This window comes from Marinifilum sp. N1E240 (assembly GCF_009295825.1).
Classification (GTDB): Bacteria; Bacteroidota; Bacteroidia; order Bacteroidales; family Marinifilaceae; genus Marinifilum_A; species Marinifilum_A sediminis.
In genome coordinates, this window is record NZ_WHKF01000013.1 from 49,043 (window position 1) to 59,292 (window position 10,250).

Sequence of the window (10,250 nt, forward strand, 5' to 3'; positions counted from 1 at the left end):
TAAGCAAAAATTATTTAATGTGTTTTATTTCACTAGTAATGAGAGATTTTGTTTTTTACAAAGGAAAGCGTAATGTTAATTATTCTGGATGAGATAAGCTCCAAGCTTTGGGTTCGGCTGAGAACCATGCTTTAACTTGTGACCAATTTCCTCTAAAAAAATCCGATTCCCGATAGTGATTTAAAGCGTTTTCTGATTCCCAATGACTTCGTGTGAAAAATATTGAGGGATTCGAAATATCTTGTAATATTTCAAGATGTGAACAGCCATTAAACGCTAATATATCAGATTTTTCATTTTTGGTTAGCTGTTTAAAATCATCAATGTGATTAGCTAGGATCTCAAGTTTTACGAATCTAATAATCATGGAATTTTATTCTGATATCTGAGTTGGTTTCTAACTGTAAAAGTTCTGCTAAGTTACCTTTGTTTATTGCGATTTCCAATAATCCCGAAGAATTGAATAAAGCCAATAATTCACCATCTGATGTTTCGTGATAATCTTTATTAATTTTTGTAATTCTGTAATGATTGCTCTGAACCAAAATCTCGAATTTACGATTGTCGCAAGCCGATGTAAACAATTCCTCTGAAACATTGGTTGTAATGTTTCCATTTGAGTCAATGTAAATGGCTTGCCCTGTAATGGTTCCTTTCTGAATGGTAGCACGTATTGGAACCAATCGATACAAATCTTCCTGAGTAGGACCTAATGATTTTATTCCTCCTGAATTTATAATTTCAGCAGCAGCTTTTACAAATACATTCATTTCGGGAAAAGTGTGATATCTTTCCTCTTTTTTAATATTTTCGATTCGAACAATTTGCTCAGGTTCTCCTTTCAAGGCAAGACTGAAAATACCGTTATCAGCGCCAATAAAATAATGTCCTTTGTGTTTTATAGCCACATGTTTATGCTGAGAAGTAGCTTCAGAATTGACACCCAAAATATGTATACTTCCTTCAGGAAAATGGTGATAGGCATTTTTTAAGATGAATGCGGCTTGAGAGATGTTGTAGTTTTGAATGTTGTGACTTAAATCGATTAATTGCGATCCTGGGCAGAGAGATAAAAGTCGCCCTTTTAATGCTCCCAAATAATAATCCTGATGATGAAGATCGGTGGTTAAACTGATTACGGTCATAAGTAAGTTCCTTTATGGTGATACATTAGGTGACAAAAAACTAAATTTTCTTCTTTTTCTTTGCCTGACAAATCAGAATTAATAACTAATTTGTGTGCTCAAAAGTAATGATTATTGAAACAAATTTATGATTGAAAAGAGTATATCTTTAGGGGTGATTGATCCTCTTGAATTTTATGGAATTAACAATAGTAAGCTTGAGGTGATTAAGGAAATGTTTCCAAAATTAAGCATTGTTGGAAGAGGAAGTGAGATAATTGCCAATGGAGAAGCCAAAACTCTTGAGTTGTTTGAGGAAAAGGTAAATTTGTTAATACAACACTACAATCAATACAATGTTCTAACCCTTGCTAATATCAAAAGAATCTTTCTTGAGAATTCGTCTGGAGTTCAAAATCCTGATGATCCTGAAAGTGTAATCATTTTTGGAAACAATGGTAAAATTATTCGTTCCAGGACAGCAAATCAACGAAAGTTGGTTGAGAAATCGGCGAAGAACGATATGGTTTTTGCCGTTGGTCCTGCAGGATCGGGAAAGACATATACAGCAATTGCGCTTGCAGTTAAAGCATTAAGAAATCAGGAAGTAAAGAAAATTATCCTGAGTCGTCCGGCGGTTGAAGCAGGAGAGAATCTTGGATTCCTTCCGGGAGATTTAAAAGAGAAAATTGATCCGTATTTACAACCCCTATACGATGCCTTATTGGATATGATTCCACCAAGAAAATTGGCAGATTATTTAGAAGCAGAGGTGATTCAAATTGCACCTTTGGCATATATGCGAGGTAGAACGTTAAACGATGCTTTTGTGATTTTAGATGAGGCACAGAATACCACAACCAAGCAGTTGAAAATGTTTTTAACTCGAATGGGAACAAGCGGTAAATTCATGATTACAGGTGACATCACTCAGATTGATTTACCACGAAAACAGCAATCAGGATTGGTGCAAGCATTTCGTATTCTTCGTAAGATTAAAGGAATCGCAATGGTGGAATTCGATAGTTCGGATATCATCCGTCACCGATTGGTAAAAGAGATTGTATCTGCTTACGAAAAAGAAGATGAAAGAGAGGAAGAAAAGCAGACGAAAAAGAGAGAAAATAAAGAATAATTAATTTATCTTCGCGGTAAAATAAACCATTTTATAAATTATTTGAATTTTTTGGAACAATGAAAGAAGCAATCGTAAAAACAGATTTTAATTTTCCGAATCAAAAGAATGTTTACAAAGGTAAGGTAAGAGACGTTTATAATATTAACGATGAATATCTTGCAATGGTCGTTTCGGACCGTATTTCAGCATTCGATGTTGTTTTACCTGAAGGGATTCCTTTTAAAGGACAGGTATTGAACCAAATTGCAGAACGCTTTTTGGATGCTACTGCAGATATTGTTCCTAACTGGAAAATCGCTACTCCGGATCCAATGGTAACAGTTGGACATTTGGCTGAACCATTCATGGTTGAAATGGTGATCAGAGGTTATTTAACTGGTCATGCATGGAGAGAGTACAAGGCTGGAAAAAGAATGCTTTGTGGCGTTCCAATGCCAGAGGGAATGAAAGAGAATCAAAAGTTTGAGAAGCCAATTATTACACCTACAACAAAAGCGTTGGAAGGTCATGATGAGGATATTTCAAGAGAAGAGATTTTGAAGCAGGGTATCGTAACAAAAGAAGATTATGAAGCACTTGAAGAGTATACGCAAGCATTATTTGCTCGTGGTACTGAAATTGCTGCTGAAAAAGATTTGATTTTGGTTGATACAAAATATGAGTTTGGAAAGAAGGATGGTAAAATTTACCTGATTGATGAAATTCATACACCAGATTCATCTCGTTATTTCTACTCAGAAGGTTACGAGGAGCGATTGGCAAACAATGAGCAACAAAAGCAGTTGTCGAAAGAGTTTGTTCGTGAGTGGTTAATGGAGAATGGTTTTCAGGGAAAAGAAGGACAAGCTATTCCTGAAATGAACGAGGAAAGAGTAAACCAAATTTCTGAGCGTTACATTGAGTTGTACGAGCAGATTATTGGCGAAAAATTTATTAAAGCTGAAGCTACAAGTGTAAAAACAAGAATCGAGAAGAATATCGAAGCTTGTTTAAAAGAGATATAGTATATCAAATCTAGATATAAGAAAACCCCGAAATCTTTTGGATTTCGGGGTTTGTTATATTGTATGGCGCAGAGACGCACGACCGTGCATCTGTACGGTGTAAAATAAAATCATCCACCAACACGCTTCACCTTGTAGCCTTCCGATTTTAAAAGATCCATGATTTTATCACGATGATCGCCCTGGATTAAGATTTCTCCATCTTTAGCAGATCCGCCGCCACCGCATTTCGATTTTAACATTTTTCCTAATTCTTTTAAATCATCAGAACTTCCAACAAATCCTTCGATAAGAGTCACTACTTTTCCCTTGCGCTGTTTCTTATCAAGCAGTACTTTTAAGGTTTGTTGATTGGGAGCCAAGGTTTCTTCTACTGACTCATCATCGTATTCGTAATTGTAATCAGGGTTCGTGGAATACACGATATTTTTTTTCTTTTTAGCCATGATAAAAAGGATAAAGTTTAAAGTAATAAGTTTAATGTATTAAAGCTCCAAGCTCCAAGCTCCAAGCTCCAAGCTCCAAGTAAAAAGGTAAATTGAAAAAATTCAAATTCCAAAAAACAAATCGCAAAGGAAACAGTTTAACAATTTCTGGAAAACCTAAGAAGTTTCGAACTTTGTAACTTCAACGCGCAAATATACCTATTTTCTATTTCTGGATCTTATTCGATCGTAAAAATAGATAATGGAACCTATAACAGGAATAAAGGCTACCAATAGTATCCAAACGAGCTTATCAATTCCCAATAATTTTCTTTTTAGTATATCAACAATTGCAATAATTGGTAGAATAATGGCTACGATTTTGGTTAGTAGCCAAATATCAAATAGTATGGAAAGTATCATATCAGAGTGTTCTTATAAATTATAATCGACAAAAATAAAAGAAATCCTTATCTACTCGCACAACGCACACACTTTTTACTTTCTGGCATTATCATTATTCTTCCTAATGGAATGGTAGCACCACATTTAATGCACTTTCCAAAATCAGGATTATCGATATTTTTTAAGGTCTCTTTTAAGGCGGTAAGTTGAACTTGCTTTTTACGCAGAGCAGCCTCATTAACACTCTTGTTGTTAATGGCATCCATTCTACTAACTCTACCAATTGCGCAATCGGGAGAAATAGGTTGGGTCAAATCTTTTAGAGTGATGATTTCAGCTTCCAGCTTCTCAATCTTTTCTTTTATTTGCGTTTCAATAGTTAGTTTTTCGTCTTGTATCATTTTATGTTTCTTATTTTCGGGTCTATCAAAGATAATAGAAATTGTAGATTGTAAAATAATATCCATGGCTTATGAGAAAATGAATTATTTTTGCAGGGAGAAACCTATTCGTACTTTCTAAGAAGAGACCAATGTCAGTAGAAAATATACCCGAAATATACCTTAAAAAGGATGAGCATGTACAGGATTTGTTTGTCTACGATTTTAAGATGACCAGCGACGTTGTGAAGAGTAAGGTGAATTTGAGCATGAACATGTTTAGTTTTTTGCAGGTGGGCAAAAAGCAGGTTCACTTTGCAGATGCATCGGTAATGGTGAATAAGGAACAATCTTTATTGATAAGACAAGGGAATTGGTTGTGGACGGAGTTGCTAGATAATGATGACATCTATTATTGTAAGCTACTTTTTTTTTCTGAAAGCAGATTGAAAACATTCCTGGAAAAGTATACAGAGAAACAAGAGAGTCTTAAAGATGAAATACCATTCTTTGTGATTGAGAATGACGATTATATTGCTTCTTATCTGAGTGCACTTTCCCAAATGAGGGTAATGCCAGCAAAATTCAATGCAAATTTACTTTCGATCAAGTTTGAAGAGATCATGCTGTACTTGATTGCAAAATACGGTCGAAAATTTGAATTTTACCTTCATTCATTAATATCTAAAGAGATTTCTCCTTTTAAAAAAATCATTGAAAGTAATGTGTATTCGAACTTAAAACTGGAAGAGATTGCCTTCTTGTGCAATATGAGTTTGTCAACATTCAAACGTAATTTTATTGCAGAGTATAATGTATCACCAGGAAAATGGCTTCAAGATAAAAGACTTCAGAGAGCAAAAGAGTTGTTACAAAAAGGAGGTGTAACGGCTTCGGATATCTATTTGGATTTCGGTTATTCGAACCTTCCTAACTTTAGTATTGCTTTTAAAAATAAGTTTGGAATCAGTCCAACGGAAATTGTAAAATAATTCTATTTCCATTATATCTCTTTATTTATGGGTGTTTTGGTGAGTTTTATGTAGATGATATATCATTGCAAATCCAGATTGACCTTTTTTAATAATCAAATGAGCTTTTTCAGTAAGCATACTGGGAGAGACTTGCCATACTTTTGTAAGCGTAATCATTAACAAGCATTCTGCTTTGGATAAAGCAAACGGATGAACTTTTGATTCAAATTGATAAAAAACCAAATAGTAAATAAAAGTTATGGCAAAGTTTATTGTACCAAAGGAAGTTTTTCACGGACTAGGAAGTCTTGAAAATTTAAAAGGATTAAAAGGAACAAAAGCAGTTATCGTTATTGGTGGTAACTCGGTAAAAGCAAATGGATCGCTTGGAAGAACAGAGAACTATTTAAAAGAAGCAGGAATGTCAACTGTTGTATTTTCAGGAGTTGAAGCAGATCCATCAATTGATACCGTAATAAAAGGTGCTGAGTTTTTTACTCAGGAACAACCAGATGTAATTGTTGGTTTAGGTGGTTGTTCGGCTATTGATGCGGCAAAAGCAATGTGGGTATATTATGAGTATCCAGATTCGACACTTGAAGAATTGGCAGCTCCATTTGCAGTTAAGCCAATGCGTAACAAAGCATATTTTGTAGCAATTCCTTCAACCAGTGGAACAGGTACTGAAATCACAGGTCTTTCTGTAATTACCGATAGAGAAAAAGGAACCAAATACCCAATTGTTTCGCACGAGTTAACTCCTGATGTAGCAATTGTTGATGGTGAGCTTTGTGAAAGTATGCCAGCGCATGTAACTGCTAATACAGGATTAGATGCATTGAGTCATGGTGTTGAAGCTTACGTTTCAAACATTGCTGATCGTTATAACGATGCCTTGGCAAAAGGAGCTATCGAATTGGTATTTGAGAATCTACAAAAAGCACACACAGAGCCGAACAACAAAGAAGCTCGTCAGGCAATGCACGATGCATCATGTATGGCAGGTATGGCATTTACAAACGTATGGTTAGGAATTGTTCACTCCATGTCTCACCAAATTGGTGGTACGTTCGGTACTCCTCACGGATGTGGTAATGCGATCCTAATGCCAAATGTAACTCGTTTCAACTCCAAAGTAACAGATAAGTATGATGATTTAGCAACACTGTTTGGGAAATCAACTGCTGAAGATTTTGCGCAAGAGATTGAGGCTCTACGTTCTTCAGTAGGTGTTGTGGGTTCTATCAAAGAATATGGTATCAGCCAGGAAGAGTGGGATGCGAAACTGGATACGTTAACACAGAATGCAATGGATGATCCTTGTACGCTTTTCAATCCTAGGAAACCTAAGTTTGAAGAAATTAAAGCGATTTATCAAGCTTGTTACAATGGAACTTCTATTGATTTGTAAGAAATCGATGTAAAAGGACTGTAGGGGAGTTGTAATAACTCCCCTTTATTTTTGCATAATTAGCTGTAATAGTATATTTTACATGCACAATTCAGGTTGCATGCCCAATAAAGCTGAATCGCGTGGAAACTAAGGGTTTATTTAGATTCATCCTAAAATAAAAAGCTGTTTAAAAATAGCTTTTTAGTTGTAGGTAGGTATGCCACTTCTTTTTACATTTGGAATAGAAACAAGTGCTGATGTTCAGATATGGAAACGATTGCGAATAAGCATGTTCCATATCCAAATCAATCAGTTTTTATTCTGTTTTTTTCATTCATTTATTAAAAAACGTAATGAACAAGATCGTTGAAAAAGAAAATTTTTCAGAAAAAGTCGTAAAAATTGTAGTCGAGGCTCCTTTAATAGCCAAAGCTCGCAAGCCGGGTAACTTTGTAATCGTAAGAGTTGGCGAAAAAGGAGAGCGTATTCCTTTGACAATCGCAGGTGCGGATGTTAAAAAAGGAACCATTACCATGATCGTTCAGAAAATGGGGGTTTCTTCGAAGAAGTTATGTGCTCTTGAAGTTGGTGACGATGTAACTGATTTGGTTGGACCTCTAGGGAAACCAACCGAAATTCACAATGTTGGAACTGTACTTTGTTGTGGTGGTGGAGTAGGTGTTGCACCACTTTTGCCTATTGTTGAAGGATATAAGAAAGCTGGTAATAAAGTGATCACTATTATTGCAGCACGTAATAAAGAGCTTTTGATTCTTGAAGATGAGATGCGTAAGCACTCTGATGAATTGATTATCATGACTGATGATGGTTCATATGGAAAAAAAGGTTTGATTACAGAAGGAATGGAAGAAGTAATTCAACGTGAAAAAATTGACGAGTGTATTACTATCGGACCAGCAGTGATGATGAAGTTCTGTTCTTTGGTAACAAAGAAGCACGAAATTCCAACAATGGCTAGTTTGAATAGTATCATGGTTGACGGAACAGGAATGTGCGGTGCTTGCCGTGTTACTGTTGATGGAAAAACCAAGTTCACTTGTGTTGATGGTCCTGAATTCGACGCGCATAAAATTGATTTCGACGAAATGATGTCGAGATTGGGCGGATACAAGAGCGAAGAGCAGGATAAATTAGATCATTTTCACGAATAATTATTAAACTAGACAAACACAGGACAATGGAAAGGTCTGAAGAATATATCAAAAACGAACGTAAAAAAGAGTGGCGCGTTGAGCTTCAAAAGAAGACAAAGGCGAAAGATCGTATGACTCTTGAAAGAGTTGAGATGTCTGAAATGGATGCTAACGAGCGTATCAAATCGCAAAGAGTTGAAGTAAATCAGGGTTTAACTAAGGAGCAAGCGATACTTGAAGCTACTCGTTGTATGGATTGTGTAAACCCAACCTGTATGGAAGGTTGCCCGGTAAGCATTAACATCCCTAAGTTTATCAAATACATTGAGAAGGAAGAGTTTGGAAAAGCTGCTTCTGTATTGAAAGAAACATCTGCATTGCCAGCTGTTTGTGGTCGCGTTTGTCCACAGGAAGTGCAGTGTGAGCAGAAGTGTTTTTATGTAGAGAAATTAAATCAACCATCGGTTGCAATTGGTCACCTGGAGCGTTTCGCTGCTGACTGGGAAAGAGAATCAGGAGAGATTGCTGTACCAGAATGTGCTGAAAACAATGGTGTAAAAGTTGCTGTTATCGGTTCTGGTCCTTCAGGATTGTCATTTGCAGGAGATATGGCTAAGTTGGGTTACGATGTAACTGTATTCGAAGCGCTTCACGAAATTGGTGGTGTATTAAAATATGGTATTCCTGAATTCCGTTTGCCAAATGCTGTTGTTGATGTTGAGATTGACAACCTTCGCCAAATGGGAGTGAAGTTTATCACCAACTTTATTGTTGGACAAACTGCTTCATTGGAAGACTTAAAAGAGCAAGGATACAAATCATTTTACGTAGGTTCTGGTGCTGGTTTACCAAGATTCATGAACATTCCTGGTGAAAATGCCAATGGTATCCTTTCATCAAATGAATATTTAACTCGTGTGAACCTAATGGGTGCTGATGCTGAAGATTCAGATACTCCTGTTCTTCGTGGTAAAAACGTAGTTGTAGTTGGTGGTGGTAATACTGCTATGGACTCGGTACGTACTGCCAAGCGTTTGGGTGCTGAAAGAGCAATGATTGTTTATCGTCGTTCTGAAGAGGAAATGCCTGCACGTGTTGAAGAGGTTCATCACGCGAAACAAGAAGGTGTTGAGTTTTTAACTTTAACAAATCCTATCGAATACATTGCTGATGAAAATGGTCGTGTAAAGCAGGTTAGAGTTCAGAAAATGGAATTGGGTGAGCCTGATGCTTCTGGACGTAGAAGACCTATTCCAATGGAAGGATCGGAATACAATATTGATGCAACTGTTGTAGTTGTAGCTGTAGGTGTATCTCCAAATCCATTGATTCCAAATTCAGTTGAAGGATTGGAAGTATCTAAATGGGGAACTATTGAAGTTGTAAAAGACAAGATGCAATCTTCAATTCCAGAGGTATTTGCAGGTGGTGACATCGTTCGTGGTGGTGCTACAGTAATCCTTGCTATGGGTGATGGTCGTAAGGCTGCAGCCAATATGGATGTATATTTAAGAGAGAAGTATTTGTCTCAAAAAGTGGAACAATAATTTAGCTGCAAGCTAAAAGTGGTAAGCTTCAAGAGATATTTGTAACTTGAGGCTTGATACTTGAAACTTATTTATGCTATACTTTAAAATTGAATAAAGATATGAAGGAATTTAATTCACTTGACGATATTTTAGATTTTGCCATTAACGAAGAGAAAATGGCTGCTGAGTTCTATACAGCTCTTGCTGGAAAGATGAAACATCAGGAAATGAAAGATACTTTCGAACAATATGCTTTGGAAGAAATCGGACACAGAACCAAATTGGAAGCAATCAAGAACGGTAAGCAGTACAGCATGTCGACTGAGAAAGTTGCCGATTTAAAAATTGGTGATTATTTGGTTGAAGTTGATACGGAGAAAACAAATATCACTTACCAGGAAGCTTTAACTATTGCAATGAAAAAGGAGAAAGCTGCTTTTAAATTGTATATGGACTTAGCTGCTGCTGCTAACGATGCTGCATCAAAAGATTTATTTATGATGTTGGCTAACGAAGAAGCAAAACACAAATTGAGATTCGAAGTTGAGTATGATAGCAACATCTTGACAGAGAATTAAAATTCGATAAGAAATAAAAAGACACTATCTCACAAAGTGTGTAAATGAAATTTAGAGGGTTAGGCGTTTAGCCTGACCCTTTCTTCAAAGATAGTCAAAAACTGATTGAGTATTATCCCCCAGTTTTTGATTGGCATCGTCCATTT

At 36.2% G+C, this 10,250-nt stretch carries 12 protein-coding genes; 7 read left to right on the forward strand and 5 right to left on the reverse strand.

The features are described from left to right. Positions 1-79: 79 nt before the first annotated feature. On the reverse strand, positions 80-367 hold the full coding sequence (locus GCQ56_RS18905) for a putative quinol monooxygenase (RefSeq protein WP_152736101.1): 288 nt from the start codon (positions 365-367) through the stop codon (positions 80-82). Then, a complete protein-coding gene (locus GCQ56_RS18910) occupies positions 357-1,145 on the reverse strand; it encodes an S-adenosyl-l-methionine hydroxide adenosyltransferase family protein (protein WP_152736102.1) in 789 nt (262 codons plus the stop codon). Before GCQ56_RS18910 ends, GCQ56_RS18905 begins: the two co-directional genes overlap by 11 nt. Before the next feature lie 127 nt (positions 1,146-1,272). Between GCQ56_RS18910 and GCQ56_RS18915 the strand changes: the two genes are divergently transcribed. Together GCQ56_RS18915 and GCQ56_RS18920 are read left to right on the forward strand one after the other, a co-directional pair. Next, positions 1,273-2,259: a PhoH family protein gene (locus GCQ56_RS18915; RefSeq protein WP_152736103.1), complete on the forward strand. Its 987-nt coding sequence runs from the start codon at positions 1,273-1,275 to the stop codon at positions 2,257-2,259. Positions 2,260-2,318: 59 nt separating this feature from the next. Further along, the gene (locus GCQ56_RS18920) at positions 2,319-3,266 is read left to right on the forward strand and encodes a phosphoribosylaminoimidazolesuccinocarboxamide synthase (protein ID WP_152736104.1); all 948 of its coding nucleotides are present in this window, start codon (positions 2,319-2,321) and stop codon (positions 3,264-3,266) included. 110 nt (positions 3,267-3,376) lie between these two features. On the opposite strand, the gene GCQ56_RS18925 is transcribed toward GCQ56_RS18920, so the two are convergent. The 3 genes from GCQ56_RS18925 to GCQ56_RS18935 all read right to left on the reverse strand — a co-directional run bounded on the left by GCQ56_RS18925 (position 3,377) and on the right by GCQ56_RS18935 (position 4,497). Then, positions 3,377-3,712 carry a translation initiation factor gene (locus GCQ56_RS18925; RefSeq protein ID WP_152736105.1) on the reverse strand — a complete coding sequence of 112 codons (336 nt, stop codon included), beginning with the start codon at positions 3,710-3,712 and terminating at the stop codon, positions 3,377-3,379. Between the two features lie 198 nt (positions 3,713-3,910). Next, a complete protein-coding gene (locus GCQ56_RS18930; protein ID WP_152736106.1) occupies positions 3,911-4,114 on the reverse strand; it encodes a PLDc N-terminal domain-containing protein in 204 nt (67 codons plus the stop codon). 47 nt (positions 4,115-4,161) lie between these two features. Further along, positions 4,162-4,497: a TraR/DksA C4-type zinc finger protein gene (locus tag GCQ56_RS18935; RefSeq protein ID WP_152736107.1), complete on the reverse strand. Its 336-nt coding sequence runs from the start codon at positions 4,495-4,497 to the stop codon at positions 4,162-4,164. A gap of 131 nt (positions 4,498-4,628) precedes the next feature. Between GCQ56_RS18935 and GCQ56_RS18940 the strand changes: the two genes are divergently transcribed. From GCQ56_RS18940 to GCQ56_RS18960, 5 genes are all read left to right on the forward strand, one after another. Next, positions 4,629-5,468: an AraC family transcriptional regulator gene (locus tag GCQ56_RS18940; protein ID WP_152736108.1), complete on the forward strand. Its 840-nt coding sequence runs from the start codon at positions 4,629-4,631 to the stop codon at positions 5,466-5,468. A gap of 241 nt (positions 5,469-5,709) precedes the next feature. Continuing rightward, positions 5,710-6,861 (forward strand): iron-containing alcohol dehydrogenase, encoded by a 1,152-nt coding sequence (locus GCQ56_RS18945; protein WP_152736109.1) that lies wholly within the window; start codon positions 5,710-5,712, stop codon positions 6,859-6,861. 335 nt (positions 6,862-7,196) lie between these two features. Then, entirely contained in the window at positions 7,197-8,015 is an 819-nt protein-coding gene (locus GCQ56_RS18950) for a sulfide/dihydroorotate dehydrogenase-like FAD/NAD-binding protein (protein WP_152736110.1), read from the forward strand. A 26-nt stretch (positions 8,016-8,041) separates the two neighbouring features. Then, positions 8,042-9,544, forward strand: coding sequence for an NADPH-dependent glutamate synthase (gltA, locus tag GCQ56_RS18955; protein WP_152736111.1), 1,503 nt, complete (start codon positions 8,042-8,044; stop codon positions 9,542-9,544). Positions 9,545-9,645: 101 nt separating this feature from the next. Continuing rightward, positions 9,646-10,104: a ferritin family protein gene (locus GCQ56_RS18960; protein WP_152736112.1), complete on the forward strand. Its 459-nt coding sequence runs from the start codon at positions 9,646-9,648 to the stop codon at positions 10,102-10,104. Positions 10,105-10,250 lie beyond the last annotated feature (146 nt).